A 15,968-nucleotide genomic window follows, 5' to 3' on the forward strand; every position below is an offset into this window, starting at 1 on the left:
TGCCAGCATCAAGCGCCTCTGATGCTCAGGCCTTCGCGAGCCTGGCCATGCAGGCCGGCGGCCTCTGGCAATGCCGTGACCTTGATCGCGCGCACCGGTACGGCGAACTTGGCGCCGATTTGCGAGAACCGCTCCAGCAGCCTGAAGTTGATCGCCTGCTGAATGTCCATGTAAAGGTTGTAGCCTGGGTCCTGGACGATGTAGACACACTCGAACTCCAGCGCCTCTTTGCCGAAGCCACGCAGGTGAGCGCGGTCGAAACGCGCCTGCTCCTGGGCCTTGATGGCGTCTTCGACGATGCCTGGCGCTTTCTTCACGGCCTCGGTGGGCGTGTCGTAGGAAAGTCCGAACTCGAACACGATGCGACGCTCTTGCAGGCGCTTGTAATTCTGGATGGTGCTGCTGATCATGCTGGCGTTGGCCATGACGATCTGTTCGCCGCCGAGGCTGCGGATGCGTGTGGTTTTGAGGCCGACGTGCTCAACGGTGCCCGCCAGGGGCCCGATGACGATGAAGTCACCGATCTCGAACGGCTTGTCCACGGCGATCGACAACGAAGCGAACAGGTCGCCAAGGATATTCTGCACAGCCAGCGCCACTGCGATGCCGCCCACGCCCAGGCTGGCGACGAAGGCGGTGATGTTCACCCCCAGGTTCGACAGCATTGCCAGCACTACGACTGACCACAACAGGACCCGCGCGCCCCAGGCCGAAAGGGTTGCCAGTGCGCTGCCCTGGTTCAGGCCGTCGGTACGGTGGCGGGCGAAGTAGCGGCTCAGGCCCAGGCCGATGGCGCGGTTGGCCCACAGGCCAATCTGCAAGGCAGCGACCACGAACCACAGGCTGCTGACCCTGCTCAGCCAGCGCTCGGGCAGGTCGAGCATGCTCAGGCCCACCAGCAAAGAGGCCAGCAACAACAGAAAGTTGCTGGTGCCGGAAAGCACCTTGGCCATTATCTGGCTCAGTGGGCCTTCGTGTTCGGACCAGCGCCGTACCCGGCGCATCAGGAAACTGATGGCGGCACGGGCGACCAGGAAGACCAAGGTGGCGACTGTCAGCGCCACCAGCAGATTGAGAATGGAGATGCCGAATACGGTGGTTTCGGTGAAAAACGCGATGATGCGGTCGTTCATGAGTACCTCGCCTCTGGGTTGATTTGCCAAGGTGCTTTCTTGGGACGTCAAAGAGGCGCAACAGGTCGATCGGATTTCACCACGCTGAGCTGACGGAGTCAGTCTCGGTAGATTTTCTTCAATAACCGCAACAGTTCAGTCCTTTCGTCATCCGAGAGGTTGGATGTCGCCTGATGATCGCTGTCGGCGGCGATGTGCTTCAACTCCTTCAACAGGGCTTCGCCCGATTTGCTCAGGAAAATCCCATACGAGCGCTTGTCCGGTTTGCACCGCACGCGCACGGCCAGCGCGCGCTCTTCCAGTTTGTTCAGCATTGGCACGACTTGCGGCGGTTCGATTGCCAACGCACGCGCCAGGTCGGCCTGCATCAGCCCGGGGTTCTGGTCGATGATCGCCAGGGCGGAAAATTGGGCCGGGCGCAGGTCATGGGCCGAGAGCCGGGCAATAAGGTTCTGGAACAGCTTCAATTGCGCGCGTCGCAAGGCGTAGCCGATCAAGTCTTCAAGCACCCCTTCTCCCACAGGAGCAGCCACGCAAGCGTCGTCGGTACTACGGGCAGACCTAGCCATCAGGGTTCATGCTCCTCGATCATGGGTAATAAAGTTACCTATTTTGCCTGTCCTTATGCGATTCGGCTAGAGAGGCTTTGGAAAAAGGCAGCGCGCCTACGCATGGGTTAAAGATAAATTTGTTAATGGTTAATTGACATAACTATTTTGACCCGTTAGCGTGGCCCCATCACCTCGAACAACAAGAGTGCAGAACCATGAGCAAATATGAAGGCCGCTGGACCACTGTGAAGGTCGAACTGGAAGCGGGCATCGCCTGGGTGACCCTCAATCGCCCGGAAAAACGCAATGCCATGAGCCCCACCCTGAACCGGGAAATGGTCGACGTGCTGGAAACCCTCGAACAGGACGCTGACGCTGGCGTGCTGGTATTGACCGGTGCCGGCGAGTCCTGGACCGCCGGCATGGACCTGAAGGAGTACTTCCGCGAGGTGGACGCCGGCCCGGAAATCCTCCAGGAAAAGATTCGTCGCGAAGCCTCGCAATGGCAATGGAAGTTGCTGCGTCTGTATGCCAAACCGACCATCGCCATGGTCAACGGCTGGTGCTTCGGCGGCGGCTTCAGCCCACTGGTGGCATGCGACCTGGCGATCTGCGCCAACGAAGCGACCTTCGGCCTGTCGGAAATCAACTGGGGCATCCCGCCTGGCAACCTGGTCAGCAAGGCCATGGCCGATACCGTTGGCCATCGTCAGTCGCTGTACTACATCATGACCGGCAAGACCTTCGATGGTCGCAAGGCTGCCGAGATGGGCCTGGTGAACGACAGTGTGCCGCTGGCCGAGCTGCGTGAAACCACCCGTGAGTTGGCGCTGAACCTGCTGGAAAAGAACCCGGTGGTGCTGCGCGCCGCGAAGAATGGCTTCAAGCGTTGCCGCGAGCTGACCTGGGAACAGAACGAGGACTACCTCTACGCCAAGCTCGACCAGTCGCGCCTGCTGGACACTACTGGCGGCCGCGAGCAGGGCATGAAGCAGTTCCTCGACGACAAGAGCATCAAGCCAGGCCTGCAGGCCTACAAGCGCTGAGTCGCACCGCGGGCGGCGGTGTGCCGCGCCAAAGCCCGTGGGTATTTCTCTATAACGACAACAAGAGGAATGAGCATGTTGCAGGTGCCTTTGCTGATTGGCGGGCAGTCGCGCCCCGCCAGCGATGGACGAACCTTCGAGCGCTGTAACCCGGTGACTGGCGAGGTGGTGTCGCAGGCTGCCGCCGCCACACTGGCCGATGCCGATGCCGCCGTGGCTGCTGCCAGCGCGGCGTTTCCGGCCTGGGCCGCCCTGGCACCGGGCGAGCGGCGCAGCCGCTTGCTGGCAGGCGCTGATCTGTTGCAGGCGAGGGCCGCCGAGTTCATCGCCGCCGCCGGTGAAACCGGGGCCATGGCCAACTGGTATGGCTTCAACGTGAAGTTGGCCGCCAACATGCTGCGCGAGGCTGCAGCCATGACCACGCAGATCACCGGTGAAGTGATCCCCTCGGACGTTCCCGGCAGCTTCGCGATGGCCCTGCGCGCGCCCTGCGGCGTGGTGTTGGGCATCGCGCCGTGGAACGCCCCGGTGATACTGGCCACGCGTGCCATTGCCATGCCGCTGGCCTGCGGCAACACCGTGGTGCTCAAGGCCTCGGAGCTGAGCCCGGCGGTACATCGGCTGATCGGCCAGGTGCTGCACGATGCAGGCATCGGCGACGGCGTGGTCAATGTCATCAGCAATGCGCCGCAGGATGCCCCGGCCATCGTCGAGCGGCTGATCGCCAACCCTGCGGTACGCCGGGTCAACTTCACCGGTTCGACGCACGTCGGGCGCATCGTCGGCGAGCTGGCGGCCCGCCACCTCAAGCCGGCCCTGCTCGAACTGGGCGGCAAGGCGCCTTTGCTGGTGCTCGACGATGCCGACCTGGACGCCACGGTCGAAGCGGCGGCCTTCGGTGCCTACTTCAATCAGGGGCAGATCTGCATGTCCACCGAGCGCCTTGTGGTGGACAGCCGTATTGCCGACGCCTTCGTCGACAAGCTGGCGGCGAAGATCGCCGGGCTGCGTGCAGGTGATCCGCAAGCCAGCACCTCGGTGCTCGGCTCGCTGGTCAGCGCAGCGGCCGGCGAGCGCATCAAGGCACTGATCGACGATGCCGTGGCCAAGGGCGCGCGCCTGGTCAGCGGCGGCCAGCTCGAAGGCAGCATCCTGCAACCGACCTTGCTCGACAACGTCGATGCCAGCATGCGCCTGTACCGCGAGGAGTCCTTCGGCCCGGTGGCGGTGGTACTGCGCGCCGAAGGCGACGAAGCCTTGCTGCAGCTGGCCAACGACTCGGAGTTCGGTCTGTCATCGGCCATTTTCAGCCGCGACACCAGCCGCGCCCTGGCCTTGGCTCAACGGGTGGAGTCGGGTATCTGCCATATCAACGGGCCGACCGTTCACGATGAAGCGCAGATGCCGTTTGGCGGGGTCAAGTCCAGCGGCTATGGCAGCTTCGGCAGCCGCACGGCCATCGATCAGTTCACCCAGTTGCGCTGGGTCACCCTCCAGCACGGCCCGCGTCACTATCCCATCTAGCCGCGGCAGGCCCAGGCCACTGGCAAGATGACCGCCGCCCCGTCATATCGGGCGGCGGCAGGATGTACAACAAGAACAAGGAGCAACCTGCGTGAATAACGAAGCCCGCTCAGGGTCGACCGACCCTGGCCAACGTCCGCGCTACCGCCAGGTGGCCATCGGGCATCCCCAGGTGCAGGTCAGCCACGTCGACGACGTGCTGCGCATGCAACCTGTCGAGCCACTGGCACCGCTGCCGGCGCGCCTGCTCGAGCGCCTGGTGCATTGGGCCCAGGTGCGCCCGGACACCACTTTCATCGCGGCACGCCAGGCAGACGGTGCCTGGCGTTCGATCAGCTACGTGCAGATGCTCGCCGATGTGCGCACCATCGCCGCCAACTTGCTAGGACTGGGCCTCAGTGCCGAGCGCCCGCTGGCGCTGCTTTCCGGCAACGACATCGAACACCTGCAAATCGCCCTCGGCGCCATGTATGCCGGTATTGCCTATTGCCCGGTGTCGCCGGCCTACGCGCTGTTGTCGCAAGACTTCGCCAAGTTGCGCCATGTCTGCGAGGTGCTCACCCCCGGAGTGATCTTTGTCAGCGACAGCCAGCCGTTCCAGCGCGCCTTCGAGGCGGTGCTGAACGATTCGGTCGGCGTGATCAGCGTGCGTGGCCAGGTCGCAGGTCGCCCCCATATAAGCTTCGACAGCCTGTTGCAACCGGGTGACCTGGCGGCGGCCGATGCGGCTTTCGCCGCCACCGGGCCGGACACCATCGCCAAATTCCTCTTCACCTCGGGCTCGACCAAGCTGCCCAAGGCGGTGATCACCACCCAGCGCATGCTGTGCGCCAATCAGCAGATGCTTCTGCAGACTTTTCCGACGTTCGCCGAGGAGCCGCCGGTGCTGGTGGACTGGCTGCCGTGGAACCACACGTTCGGCGGTAGCCACAACCTCGGCATCGTGCTTTACAACGGGGGCAGTTTCTACCTCGACGCCGGCAAGCCGACCCCGCAAGGCTTCGCCGAGACCTTGCGCAATCTGCGCGAGATTTCCCCCACGGCCTACCTCACCGTACCCAAGGGCTGGGAGGAACTGGTCAAGGCACTGGAGCAGGACCCCGCGCTGCGCGAGGTGTTCTTTGCCCGCATCAAGCTGTTCTTCTTTGCCGCCGCAGGCCTGTCGCAAAGCGTCTGGGACCGGCTGGACCGCATAGCCGAGCAACACTGCGGCGAACGCATCCGCATGATGGCCGGCCTTGGCATGACCGAAGCCTCGCCATCGTGCACCTTCACCACCGGGCCTTTGTCGATGGCCGGCTATGTCGGGCTGCCGGCACCTGGCTGCGAAGTGAAGCTGGTGCCGGTGGGCGACAAGCTCGAGGCGCGCTTCCGTGGCCCGCATATCATGCCGGGCTACTGGCGCTCGCCGCAGCAGACCGCCGAGGCGTTCGACGAGGAGGGTTTCTACTGTTCGGGCGACGCGTTGAAGCTGGCCGATGCCAGGCAGCCCGAGCTTGGCCTGATGTTCGATGGCCGTATCGCTGAGGACTTCAAACTTTCGTCCGGGGTATTCGTCAGTGTCGGGCCGCTGCGCAACCGCGCAGTGCTGGAGGGCTCGCCTTACGTACAGGACATCGTGGTCACCGCGCCGGACCGTCAATGCCTGGGCCTGCTGGTTTTCCCGCGTCTGCCCGAGTGTCGTCGCCTGGCCGGGCTGGCAGAGGATGCCAGCGATGTGCAGGTGCTGGCCAACGACACCGTGCGCAGTTGGTTCGCTGACTGGCTGGAACGCTTGAACCGCGATGCCCAGGGCAACGCCAGCCGTATCGAATGGCTGTCGCTGCTGGCCGAGCCGCCGTCGATCGACGCCGGTGAAATCACCGACAAGGGCTCGATCAATCAGCGCGCCGTGCTGCAGCGGCGCGCCGCTCAGGTCGAGGCGCTGTACCGTGGCGAAGACCCCGACGCATTGCACGCCAAGGTGCGGCCTTGAGTGCGGCCGGGCTGTGCACCGTCTTCGAGGACACGGCCATCGTCCAGATGATGCGCACACCCTGGGTCGACCTGGGTGGCGCATTGGCCGCGATCTCGCCCATCGACCTGGGCATTCAGGCCGGGCGCGCGGTGCTGGCACGTGCAGCTGCCGCCCCTCAGGCGGTAGACAGCGTGCTCGCCGGCAGCATGGCCCAGGCCAGCTTCGACGCCTACATGCTGCCACGCCATGTCGGCCTCTACTGTGGCGTGCCGCAGTCGGTACCGGCACTGGCGGTGCAGCGCATCTGTGGCACGGGCCTTGAACTGTTGCGTCAGGCCGGTGAACAGCTGCGCAGTGGCGCCCGCCAGGTGCTTTGCGTGGGCGCGGAGTCGATGTCGCGCAATCCGATCGCGGCCTATGAACACCGGGGCGGTTTTCGCCTGGGGGCGCCGGTCGGGTTCAAGGACTTTCTCTGGGAAGCCCTGTACGACCCGGCTGCCGGCGTGGACATGATCGGTACTGCGGAAAACCTGGCCCGTGCCTATGGCCTCGCTCGTGAAACGGTGGACGCGTGGGCCCTGCGCAGCCATCAGCGGGCCCTGCAAGCCCAGGCGCAGGGCTGGTTCGACGAGGAAATCGTCAGCGTCACCGCGCAGGCACTGGAGGCAGAAGGCTGCCAGCCACGCGGCATTGCATTGCCGCGTGGCGTGAGTGAGGTCAGCCAGGACAGCCACCCGAGGCCTACCGATGCCGCCGCACTGGCCCGACTGCGCCCGGTGCACGCCGGTGGCGTGCAGACGGCTGGCAACAGTTGCGCGGTGGTCGATGGCGCGGCGGCAGCCTTGGTCACGCGCTACTCCGATTGCACTCATCCGCCTTTGGCGCGCTTGCTGATGGCCACGGCCGTTGGCGTGCCGCCCGGCCTCATGGGCATCGGGCCGGCGCCGGCCATCACCTTGCTGCTCGAGCGCAGCGGCCTGCGCCTGGAGCAGATCGACCGCCTGGAAATCAACGAGGCCCAGGCCGCCCAAGTGCTGGCGGTGGCCCAGGCACTCGAACTCGATGTGGACAAGCTCAATGTCCATGGCGGCGCTATCGCCCTCGGTCACCCACTGGCCGCTACAGGCCTGCGCCTGGTCCACACCTTGGCCCGTCAATTGCGCGACGGCAACTTGCGCTATGGCATCGCAGCGGCATGCATCGGCGGTGGCCAAGGCATGGCGCTGCTGATCGAAAACCCTCATTTCGTTGCCTGACCCGGAGGTATCCGATGACCTGGAAGGCGCCCCTGCGCGACATGCAGTTCGTCTTGCAACACTGGCTGCGGGCCGATCAGGCCTGGGCGCAATTACCGGCATATGCCGACGTCGACCTCGACCTGGCGGCCCAGGTACTGGAAGAGGCGGCCCGTTTCTGCGAGCAGGTGCTGGCCCCTTTGAACAGTTCGGGCGATCGCCAGGGCTGCCAGATGGAGGGCGGGGAGGTACGCACCCCGGACGGATTCCCGGCGGCTTATCGCGCCTATGTCGACGGTGGCTGGCCGTCGCTGGCATGCGCCCCGGCGCTTGGCGGCCAAGGGCTGCCGTTAGTGCTGGAGGCGGCCTTGCAAGAGATGCTGTTCGGCAGCAACCACGGCTGGGCCATGTACACCGGCATTGCCCACGGTGCCTACCTGTGCCTGAAAGCCCATGCATCCGCCGAGCTGCAGGCGCGCTATCTGCCGGGCATCGTCAGTGGTGCCACCCTGCCTACCATGTGCCTGACCGAACCCCAGGCCGGCAGCGATCTAAGCCTGTTGCGCTGCCGCGCCGTGCCCCTGGGCGACGGTGGCTACGCGGTCAGTGGCAACAAGCTGTTCATCTCTGGCGGCGAACACGACCTGACCCGCGACATACTCCACCTGGTGTTGGCCCGGTTGCCGGATGCGCCGCCCGGCAACCGCGGGCTCTCGCTGTTGCTGGTGCCGAAATGGCTGGAGGATGGCCAGCGCAATACACTGTACTGCGACGGCCTGGAACACAAGCTGGGCATCCGTGGCAGCGCCACCTGCGCACTGCGCCTGGAGGGGGCCCGGGGCTGGTTGATAGGCCAGCCCCATGGCGGCCTGGCGGCGATGTTCGTGATGATGAATTCCGCGCGGCTGCATGTTGGTCTGCAAGGGCTGGGGCATGCCGAGGCTGCCTGGCAACAGGCCCGCGACTATGCACTGGAGCGGCGCCAGATGAGTGTCCCGGGGCGGGCCAAGGGGGGCGCCCAGGGCGCCGACCCGATCCACCTGCACCCGGCCATGCGTCGGGTCTTGCTGGAGTTGCGGGTGCGTACCGAGGGGATGCGCGCGCTGGCCTACTGGACGGCCCAGTGGCTGGATATCGCCGACGCCGCCGTCGAGCCTGCACAACGGGCGAAGGCTGCGACATTGGCGGCGCTGTTGACCCCCATCGTCAAGGCGGCCTTCACCGAGCAGGGGTTCAGCCTGGCAAGCAAGGCCTTGCAGGTGTTGGGTGGCTATGGCTACACCCAGGAGTTTGCCATCGAGCAGACCTTGCGCGACAGCCGCATCGCGATGATCTACGAAGGCACCAACGAAATACAGGCCAACGACCTGATGCTGCGCAAGGTATTGGGCGATGGGGGGGAAGGGTTCGCCCTGCTGTTGGGTGAGTTGCGTACCGAGGCTGCTGCGGACGCTGGTGCAGCCGCCACCGCGTTGGGCAGCGCGTGCGACACGCTGGAGGCAGTGCTGGCCAAGGTGCTGTCGATGACCGCGGGCGATCCCGAATTTCCGTACCGCGCCGCAGGCGACTTCCTGCAGTTGTGCGCAACGGTGCTGCAGGCCTTCGCCTGGGCCCGCAGCGCGCGCTGCATCCAGGCGTTGCCATTGGGAGCGGCGCAGCGCAGGGAAAAGCAGGAAAGCGTTGGGTTCTTCCTCAGCTACCTGTTGCCCGACCTCGACCGGCAGGTGGCGGCCATCGACGCGGCCGCCACGCCGTTGCCATTCATTGCCGAATCGTTCTGAAACCCACGTGCGAGGTCGTCATGAACACCGGCTGCGGCTGGCGTGCCGAGGGGCGGTAGCGCATGCAGCGGTCCGCCGAACACAGGTGCGAGCCGCCTTTGATTACCGCCACCGGCACGCCGGGGTCTGCCGGGTCGAAGCTGTCACTCAGGGCTGGGCCTGAGGGGTCGAGCTTGGCGTCGCGCTGTGCGTCATGGCCTGGCCGATAGCCCGTGCGAGTCAGCTCCCAGACATTACCGCCAGCATCGAACAGGCCAAAGCCGTTGGCCGGGAAGCAGCCCACGGGTGATGTACCGGTAAAACCATCCTTCGCCGCATTGCGATAAGGGAACTGACCCTGCCAGGTATTGGCCATGAGCTTGCCCTTGGGCTGCTCGGTGGTACCCCAGCTGAAGTCGGCATCGGTCAGGCCGCCGCGCATGGCGTATTCCAGCTGCGCCTCGCTGGGCAGTTCGCGGCCTGCCCAGCGGGCATAGGCCTTGGCATCTTCCAGGGCGATCTGCACCACCGGATGATTGTCCAGCCCGGCCAGGCTGCTGCCCGGCCCTTGCGGGTGTCGCCAGTTGGCGCCGGGCACGAACTGCCAGCCGGGGCTGAGCACGTCCGCACCCTGGTGAAACACCATCGCACCCGGTACCCGCAGCGCGTCGGGCAGGGCAGGGTCGTCCTCGACACGGATACCGCGCTCGGCATGGGTGACATACCCGGTGGCCTTGACGAAGCGCGCGAACTGGGCGTTGGTGACCGGATGCACGTCAATCCAGAAGCCGGACACCTTGGCGGGGTGAGGCGGGCCTTCTTCGTCGTAAAAGCGGCTTGAACCAAAGCTGAACTCGCCGCCCGGCACGTGCACCATGCCGTCCCGCCAAGGGCCTTGGCGCTGCGCGGGCAGGCCGCTGTAGCCCGTGCACAGCAGCGCCGGCGCCGGGTCTTGCGGCCACACGGCATAGGCGGCGGCGAGCAGGCCGGCGGCGAGTGCTGCGCAGCCGGCTGCCCGGGCGATCATTGCGGCTTGACCAGGATCGGGCTGGCCGGACGGCCGTCGGCATCGATCGCGATGTTGCCGCGTTGGGCATAAGCCTTCCAGTCGCGCAGCATCAGCGCCACCTGCTCGGGGTGCCCTGCGCCGATGTCGTGGTGCTCGCCAGGGTCCTTGCTCAGGTCATACAAGTGCCAGCTCGGCTTGCTGTCGGTGGCATCCCACACCAGCTTCAGCGGGCCCTTGCGCAACGAGGCGCTGCCGTTGATTTCCCATCCCAGGGCTTCGTCATGGGCGTGGATCTGGCTGTCCTTGCCTTGCAGGTAGTTCAGCGCCGATGTGCCTTGCGGCGGCACGATATCGCGGTCGCGGTACTTGACGCCGGGCATCGGCGCACCGGCCAGTTGCAGCAGGGTCGGCATGATGTCGCGGACGCTGGCCAGCTCTTCGCTGCGGCCGGCCTTGATGGTGGCTGGGTAGTAGACGAAGGCCGGTACGCGGATGCCGCCCTGGTAGGTGGTCATCTTGTAGCGACGGCTGGGCAGGGCGCTGACTTGGGCCCAGGCCGAGCCGATCATCAGGAACGAATCGCGGCGGCCGTAGTTGTCCAGGCGGTTATCGAAGTTTGCCTTGATCCACTCGGGGTCGACACGGGTGGCGTTCTCCGGACCGTTGTCGGACATGAACAGGATCATCGTGTTTTCCAGCTCGCCGGTCTTGCGCAGGTGTTCCACCAGGCGCCCCACCTCGGCGTCCAGCGCCGTGACCATGGCGGCGTATACCTCCATGGTGCGCGCGGACTGGCGTTTTTGTTCATCGCTCAGCGATGCCCAGCTCGGCACGCCTTCCAGTTGTGCTTGCAGGGGGAAGTCGGTGGGCACCAGGCCGGCTTCGCGCTGGCGCTTCAGGCGCTCGTGGGCGATGACTTCGTAGCCTTGGTCGTAACGGCCTCGGTACTGCGCCAGGTACGCATCCGGCGCCTGCAGCGGCCAGTGCGGCGCGGTGTAGGCGGCAAAGGCGAAGAACGGTTTGTTGCTGGCCTTGCCTTGGTCGATCGCGTCGATCAGGCGGTCGGTGTACCAGGTGGTGGAATAGAAGTCGTCGGGCAGCGCGATCGGCTCGCCATTGTGGCGATAGGTGGCGCTGTAGTTCGACTGCAGGTCCATGTTGGCCTGCTTGAAGTGCGCCGCGCCGCCTTCGAGCAGCACGTAGGCCTGGTCGAAGCCGCGGTTGTGTGGCTGTTGGGTCGGTTGCATGCCCAGGTGCCATTTGCCGGCGATGTAGGTGCGGTAGCCGGCGTCGTGCAGCAGTTCGGCGAGGGTCGCGACATTGGCACCGAGCACGCCTTCGTAGCCGGCGCGTACCTCTGCGCCGGCCGGCAGGCGCTTGCGCGTCTCCGACATCATGCCCAGCCCGACCAGGTGTGGATCGTTGCCGGACATCAGCATCGCCCGCGTCGGCGAGCAACTGGGCGCGGCGTGGAAATCGAGCATCAGGCGGCCGTCGGCCAACAGTTTGTCCAGGTTGGGCGTCTGGATTTCGCTGCCCAGGGCCGACAGGTCGGAGAAACCGAGGTCATCAGCGACCACCAGCAGAATGTTTGGTTGTTTAACGGTTGGTGCGGCCATGGCGTGGCTGGCACCGAGCATGAGCACGCCGAGGGCGGCAAGGGGGCGGAGGCAATTCATGGGGGGACTCTTGTTTTTGTAATGGACTCGAATTTTGCGCATGGCCTCTGAATAGACAGCACGCCACTGGATTCTAGCGACGGATGAATGAATGCCGCAGCCGCTCGCTGCAGAAGTGTGCGATTAGCGAACGCTTGATGCTGATCATTCCTTGTACACGGCAAAACGCTATTGACGGCGCATATGGTTAACAAAAATAATCGTTAACAGAGTTATCCAGTTTGTAAGAACAATTATAAAAACAAGTGAAGGGAAATTCTGATGATCAAGCCGTTGAACGGGGTATGCCTGCCCCTCATGGTGCTTTCGCTGTGCCAGTCCGCCTACGCGGCCAGCCCGCTTGAAGAGAGCCGGCCGGGGAGGCCAGGGGCCCCTCGCTGGATCGAGGACTACCGCTTTCTCGACGACCCCGCCAAGGCCACTGCCCCCTTCGATGGCCTGCGCTACCATCGGCTGTCAGAGTCGGCCTGGCTGCAACTCGGGGCTGAGGCCCGCTACCGGGCCGATGCTTCGGACAAACCCTTCTTTGGCCTGCGCGGGCTGAACGACGATTCCTATCTGCAGCAACGGCTGCAGGCCCATGCCGACCTGCACCTGTTCGACGATGCCGTGCGTACCTTCGTCCAGGTCGAGAATACCCGTGCCTTCGGCAAGGACTTGTACTCGCCCAATGATGAAAGCCGCAATGAAGTGCGACAGGCCTTCGTCGATTTCAACCACGATTTCGCCGCCGGGCGCTATACCACACGCATAGGTCGCCAGGAGATGGGCTTCGGCGACCAGGTGTTGGTCACCTACCGCGACGCGCCGAACATCCGCCTGAGCTTCGACGGCGTGCGCGCCAGCCTCAACCTCAAGGACGGACGCAAGCTGGATGCATTCGCTGTGCGCCCGCTGAAAACCGGTGAAGACAGTTGGGACGATGGCAGCAACAACAACATCAAATTCTACGGCCTTTACGGCACCTTGCCGCTGTCGGCGTCGTGGAACATGGACCTGCTAGCCTTTAGCCTGGAAACCGACGACCGCAGCCTGGCCGGCGAGTCGGGTGACGAGCAGCGCTACACCTTCGGCACGCGGCTGTTCGGCCGCCATCAGGCACTGGACTGGAGCTGGAACCTTGTCGGGCAGACCGGCCACCTGGGCAACGCGTCGATCCGCGCCTGGGCGCTGTCGAGCGACAGCGGCTTCACCTTCACCCACCCCTGGCAACCGCGCCTGGCCATGCGCATCGATGCCGCAAGCGGCGACAGTGACCTGGGCGACGGAAAAGTCGGCACCTTCGACCCGCTTTACCCACGCAATGGTGTCTATGGTGAAGCCAGCCTCACCACCCTGAGCAACATCATCGTGGTGGGGCCGACCTTCGGCTTCTCGCCCTGGCGCACGCTGCGCATCGAGCCCGGCATCTTCGAAGTGTGGAAACAGCGTGAGGAAGACGGCGTGTACATGCCCGGCATGAGCATGTTGGCCAACACCCGCGGCACGGGTCGCCATGTCGGTACCATCTACCGTGCCAGCACGCGCTGGCTTGCCACTCCCAACCTGACCCTGGACCTTGACCTGAAGTACTACGACGTGGGCACGGCCATCAAGGAGGCTGGCGGCGAAGATTCGTCGTTCGTCTCAGTACGCGCCACGTTCCGCCTTTGACCACCCGACCGATAACAACAACAGAGGGCCACACATGCATCATTCATCCGCGTCATCGGGCAAGGCCGTGCTCACCATCGGCTTGTGTTTTCTCGTTGCCTTGCTGGAAGGGCTGGACCTGCAGGCCACCGGCATCGCCGCGCCGCACATGGCCAAGGCATTCAACCTGACCCCTGCCATGCTCGGTTGGGTATTCAGTGCCGGGTTGCTGGGGTTGCTGCCCGGCGCGCTGATCGGCGGTTGGCTGGCAGACCGCTTTGGCCGCAAAGCGATCCTGATCGTGGCGGTGCTGCTGTTTGGCGGCTTCTCGCTAGGGACCGCCCATGCCCAGACCTACGATTCGCTGTTGATCGCGCGGCTGATGACAGGGCTCGGGCTGGGGGCGGCGTTGCCGATCCTGATCGCCCTGGCCAGCGAGGCGGCGCCTGAGCGTCTGCGGAGCACGGCGGTCAGCCTGACTTACTGTGGTGTGCCGCTGGGCGGGGCGGTTGCGTCGCTGATCGGCATGGCCGGCGTGGGCGACGGTTGGCGTACGGTGTTCTACGTCGGCGGCATCGCACCGATAGTGATCGCCTTCGTGCTGATGATCTGGCTGAAAGAGTCCCAGGCATTCCGTGCCCAAGGCGTTGCCAAGGCTGGCAGTGAAGGTGTGCTTACCCAACTGTTCGGGCCGCAGCAGGCAAGCCGCACGCTGTTGCTGTGGGTGGCATGTTTCTTCACCCTGACAGTGTTGTACATGTTGCTCAACTGGCTGCCGTCGCTGTTGATCGGCCAAGGCTTCAGCCGACCGCAGGCGGGCGCCGTGCAGATTCTGTTCAACCTGGGTGGGGCGGCTGGATCGTTCCTGACCGGTCGGATGATGGACCGCGGGTTTGCCGGGCGGGCGGTATTGATCGCCTACGCCGGCATGCTGGCGTCGTTGGCGGGGCTGGGGCTGTCGAGCAGTTTCGGGCTGATGTTGCTGGCCGGGTTCACTGCAGGGTATTGCGCCATTGGTGGCCAGTTGGTGCTGTACGCGCTGGCGCCGACGCTGTATTCGACCCAGGTGCGCGCAACGGGCTTGGGCGCTTCGGTGGCGGTGGGGCGCCTGGGTTCCATGGCCGGTCCTCTGGCGGCCGGGCAGATCCTTGCAGCAGGTGCAGGTGCGGGGGGGCTGCTGATGGCCGCGGCTCCAGGCCTGGTGCTCGCGGCGTTGGCGGCACGTGCGCTGCTGAAACACCGAACCCGCACGCAACGCCCGGAGCCGGGTGAGGCTGCGGCTCAGGACCCTGCATAGCGCTTCCTTGGGGGGCTAGTGCTGCTTGCGCAATGCCTCCTGCTCCGGTTCGGCGACTGTGACCCGGTTACGGCCCGATACCTTGGAAAGGTACATGGCGCTGTCTGCACTGCTGAGCAAGGCGCCGAGCTCAGAGGCAGGGGCTTTCGCGAACGCTAAACCTATGCTTGCGGTGACCGGGTGTTCATCATTCACACGCAGTTTGGCTATCAGGGCCCGCAGGCGCTCGGCAACTTCAATCGCCGTGTCTGGCGGCGTATTGGGCAGCAGGATGGCGAACTCCTCGCCGCCCAGCCTGCCGGCAATGTCGTTGTCACGTAGGCTGGCACTGATCGCTGCACCGATGCGCTTCAGCACCTGGTCACCAGCGGCATGCCCGAACGTGTCGTTGATCTGTTTGAAATGGTCGACGTCCAGCATCAACACGGCCATGAATGTACCCGCCTCCCTGCACCGGACGTGCTGCGCCGAAGCGTTGTCGAAAAAAGCACGTCGGTTGTTCAGGCCGGTCAGTTCGTCCGTGCACGAGGCCACCATGGCCAGCCGATGCGCGCGTTGCATTTCGTGTTTCAGGCGCCAGGCCGTCGTCAATGCCGAGGACAGGCTTCGCGTCGCGCTGACCACGAACCAGGCAAACACCAATACCGCCAAGGCTATCCCTTGTTGCAGCGTGGAAGGTTGCAGCAGTAGCCAGCCCGTAGAAGGCAGCAAGACCAGGCCCATCGACACCAGGGTCATGTTGCGGTAAGAGGAGTAGCACGACACCGCGCTGACAGACATGCCCACGGCAAACAGCATGATCAGCGTCTGCCCCAGCGCGTCGTCGGCGGGCATTACGGCAAAGGCGCCCCAGCCCCAGATGGCCGCCGACAGCATCAGCGTGACCCAGTAACGCCACTCCCAGCGTTCGGCTGTGCGCTGGTTGGCCGGTGCTCGCAGATAGGCGAAGAACATGGCGGTACGCACGCCGGTCGACAGGCCCAATAATGTCATCCAGACGATGACCCTTTGCTGGTCGAAACGCTCCCAGCCCAACCAGCACAGCATTACGGCGGCCAGGAAGCTGCCAAGCACCGCAGGCGCTGACTGGACGAACAGCTGTTCGAGCCGATCCGTCCGTACGGAGCGCGCTATTTCATCGCGGG

Annotated in this window: 12 protein-coding genes; 7 read left to right on the forward strand and 5 right to left on the reverse strand. The window is 64.7% G+C overall.

All coding sequences use genetic code 11. The features are described from left to right. Positions 1-8: 8 nt before the first annotated feature. A complete protein-coding gene (locus AC3RCM_RS12570) occupies positions 9-1,133 on the reverse strand; it encodes a mechanosensitive ion channel family protein (protein WP_104887680.1) in 1,125 nt (374 codons plus the stop codon). A 98-nt stretch (positions 1,134-1,231) separates the two neighbouring features. Next, positions 1,232-1,702: a MarR family winged helix-turn-helix transcriptional regulator gene (locus AC3RCM_RS12575; protein WP_012052230.1), complete on the reverse strand. Its 471-nt coding sequence runs from the start codon at positions 1,700-1,702 to the stop codon at positions 1,232-1,234. 197 nt (positions 1,703-1,899) lie between these two features. On the opposite strand from AC3RCM_RS12575, the gene AC3RCM_RS12580 reads away from it, so the two are divergent. The 5 genes from AC3RCM_RS12580 (at position 1,900) to AC3RCM_RS12600 (ending at position 9,227) form a co-directional block, all read left to right on the forward strand. Then, positions 1,900-2,730, forward strand: a complete 831-nt coding sequence (locus AC3RCM_RS12580; RefSeq protein WP_010954234.1) for a p-hydroxycinnamoyl CoA hydratase/lyase — start codon at positions 1,900-1,902, stop codon at positions 2,728-2,730. A gap of 75 nt (positions 2,731-2,805) precedes the next feature. Further along, positions 2,806-4,254 carry an aldehyde dehydrogenase gene (locus AC3RCM_RS12585; protein ID WP_104887679.1) on the forward strand — a complete coding sequence of 483 codons (1,449 nt, stop codon included), beginning with the start codon at positions 2,806-2,808 and terminating at the stop codon, positions 4,252-4,254. Positions 4,255-4,345: 91 nt separating this feature from the next. After that, positions 4,346-6,229 carry a feruloyl-CoA synthase gene (locus AC3RCM_RS12590; protein WP_064493468.1) on the forward strand — a complete coding sequence of 628 codons (1,884 nt, stop codon included), beginning with the start codon at positions 4,346-4,348 and terminating at the stop codon, positions 6,227-6,229. Further along, positions 6,226-7,467 (forward strand): thiolase family protein, encoded by a 1,242-nt coding sequence (locus AC3RCM_RS12595; RefSeq protein ID WP_409322786.1) that lies wholly within the window; start codon positions 6,226-6,228, stop codon positions 7,465-7,467. Before AC3RCM_RS12590 ends, AC3RCM_RS12595 begins: the two co-directional genes overlap by 4 nt. A gap of 14 nt (positions 7,468-7,481) precedes the next feature. Continuing rightward, positions 7,482-9,227 (forward strand): acyl-CoA dehydrogenase family protein, encoded by a 1,746-nt coding sequence (locus AC3RCM_RS12600; protein WP_492629646.1) that lies wholly within the window; start codon positions 7,482-7,484, stop codon positions 9,225-9,227. Here AC3RCM_RS12600 and AC3RCM_RS12605 read toward each other — a convergent pair. Continuing rightward, complete coding sequence (locus AC3RCM_RS12605; protein ID WP_064493471.1) at positions 9,208-10,233, reverse strand: formylglycine-generating enzyme family protein; 1,026 nt, start codon at positions 10,231-10,233, stop codon at positions 9,208-9,210. The genes AC3RCM_RS12600 and AC3RCM_RS12605 overlap by 20 nt on opposite strands. Next, entirely contained in the window at positions 10,230-11,894 is a 1,665-nt protein-coding gene (locus tag AC3RCM_RS12610; protein WP_064493472.1) for an arylsulfatase, read from the reverse strand. Before AC3RCM_RS12610 ends, AC3RCM_RS12605 begins: the two co-directional genes overlap by 4 nt. A gap of 261 nt (positions 11,895-12,155) precedes the next feature. Between AC3RCM_RS12610 and AC3RCM_RS12615 the strand changes: the two genes are divergently transcribed. Together AC3RCM_RS12615 and mhpT are read left to right on the forward strand one after the other, a co-directional pair. Beyond that, positions 12,156-13,547, forward strand: coding sequence for an alginate export family protein (locus AC3RCM_RS12615; RefSeq protein ID WP_064493473.1), 1,392 nt, complete (start codon positions 12,156-12,158; stop codon positions 13,545-13,547). A gap of 34 nt (positions 13,548-13,581) precedes the next feature. Next, positions 13,582-14,823, forward strand: a complete 1,242-nt coding sequence (gene mhpT / locus AC3RCM_RS12620) for a 3-(3-hydroxy-phenyl)propionate transporter MhpT (protein WP_019438196.1) — start codon at positions 13,582-13,584, stop codon at positions 14,821-14,823. 15 nt (positions 14,824-14,838) lie between these two features. Here mhpT and AC3RCM_RS12625 read toward each other — a convergent pair whose 3' ends face one another. Continuing rightward, a complete protein-coding gene (locus AC3RCM_RS12625) occupies positions 14,839-15,897 on the reverse strand; it encodes a GGDEF domain-containing protein (protein WP_492629688.1) in 1,059 nt (352 codons plus the stop codon). Positions 15,898-15,968: the final 71 nt, after the last annotated feature.

The organism is Pseudomonas sp. GW823-FHT05G12, assembly GCF_058795575.1.

Coding starts and splice junctions, on each gene's coding strand:
- AC3RCM_RS12570 (WP_104887680.1), bottom strand. CDS start 1,133: ATGAACGACCGCATCATCGCGTTTTTCACCGAAACCACCGTATTCGGC.
- AC3RCM_RS12575 (WP_012052230.1), bottom strand. CDS start 1,702: ATGGCTAGGTCTGCCCGTAGTACCGACGACGCTTGCGTGGCTGCTCCT.
- AC3RCM_RS12580 (WP_010954234.1), top strand. CDS start 1,900: ATGAGCAAATATGAAGGCCGCTGGACCACTGTGAAGGTCGAACTGGAA.
- AC3RCM_RS12585 (WP_104887679.1), top strand. CDS start 2,806: ATGTTGCAGGTGCCTTTGCTGATTGGCGGGCAGTCGCGCCCCGCCAGC.
- AC3RCM_RS12600 (WP_492629646.1), top strand. CDS start 7,482: ATGACCTGGAAGGCGCCCCTGCGCGACATGCAGTTCGTCTTGCAACAC.
- AC3RCM_RS12605 (WP_064493471.1), bottom strand. CDS start 10,233: ATGATCGCCCGGGCAGCCGGCTGCGCAGCACTCGCCGCCGGCCTGCTC.
- AC3RCM_RS12610 (WP_064493472.1), bottom strand. CDS start 11,894: ATGAATTGCCTCCGCCCCCTTGCCGCCCTCGGCGTGCTCATGCTCGGT.
- AC3RCM_RS12615 (WP_064493473.1), top strand. CDS start 12,156: ATGATCAAGCCGTTGAACGGGGTATGCCTGCCCCTCATGGTGCTTTCG.
- mhpT (WP_019438196.1), top strand. CDS start 13,582: ATGCATCATTCATCCGCGTCATCGGGCAAGGCCGTGCTCACCATCGGC.